A 1264-nucleotide genomic window follows, 5' to 3' on the forward strand; every position below is an offset into this window, starting at 1 on the left:
TGGACCTAGGTCAATATTTTGGACACATTTTTATGAAAATTTTTTAAATTGATCTTCTTTCATTTGAGGGGTGATATAACCTATTGAACCATGAATTCTTTTTCGGTTATACCACGCCTCAATAAATTGAAAAATATCTATTCTAGCCGACTCATAATCATAGTATTTAATATGATTTACTCGCTCCTTTTTTAGTATTGAATTAAAAGATTCAATGCAAGCATTATCATAAGGACATCCCTTACGACTATGAGATTGTAGCATCTTGTATTTTTTTAATCGCTTTATAAAGTCTTTGCTCGTGTATTGTCTTCCAAGATCCGAGTGAAATGTAACCACGCCCTTTTCAGGACGTTGATTTACATATGCATTATCTAAGGCTGCTACTACCAATTTAGCATCCATTGTTCTACCAAATGAATATCCTACAATTTTTTTTGTGCATAAATCTAAGACTGCTGCTAAATAGCACCAACCATGTTTTACTGTATGTATATATGTTATATCGCCAACCCATTTTTTATTTGGCTTATCTGCACTAAAATCTTGATTTAAAAGATTAGGTTTTTCATCTACTTTTTGAGAACTACGTGTCGGTCTAAATTTCTTTGTAACAATAGATCTTATACCTAGTTCTTTCATTTTTCTTTGAACTCTTTTAACACTAACTTTATGCCCCTTACCTTCTAACTCTTTTTGAATTTTAGGCGCTCCATATACTTTATTACTTTCGTTATAAATTTTCATTATTTCGTCTTTCAAAAGAGCATTCTCTTTTGCTCTTTTAGACGGCTCTTTGTGAAAATAATCATAATATGTACTCCTTGCTATCTTTAAAACCTTACATTGAAGTTTTACTGGATATTTATTTTTATGTTTATAAATAAATTTAATTATAGATTCTTGTCCTGCGTGAATATGGCGATAGCTTTTTTTAATATTTCATTCTCCATAGCTATTCTTTCGTTTTCTCTTTTTAGTCTTAATATCTCATTCTCGGCATCCTTAACAGCTTTCTTATCTTCTTTTGATATTTTAATTAATGGCTTTTGAGATATCTTTCTAGCTCCACCATTTGCTTTATTAACCCAGTTGTTAACTGTTACATGATTAACGCCATATTCTTCGCATATTTCTTTGATTGGTTTTCCGGTATTATATACTTCGACAATCATCTTTTTAAAATCATCAGTATATCTTTTTCCTGTTTCTCTCATCTTTGAACACACCTCTCTATTTATAGTTTAATTGTTTTATCTAAAAT

1 protein-coding gene is annotated in these 1264 nt (G+C 30.1%); it reads right to left on the minus strand.

What is annotated here, in order from left to right; genetic code table 11:
- Positions 1-30: 30 nt before the first annotated feature.
- Positions 31-1217 (minus strand): IS3 family transposase gene (locus KIB46_RS16295; protein WP_291673281.1). Its coding sequence is split into 2 segments (ribosomal slippage): positions 31-938 and positions 938-1217, totalling 1188 coding nucleotides; the frame shifts between segments, so codons are not numbered across the junction.
- Positions 1218-1264: the final 47 nt, after the last annotated feature.

Origin of the sequence: Clostridium sp. (assembly GCF_018372875.1) — a bacterium.
Classification (GTDB): domain Bacteria; phylum Bacillota; class Clostridia; order Clostridiales; family Clostridiaceae; genus Clostridium.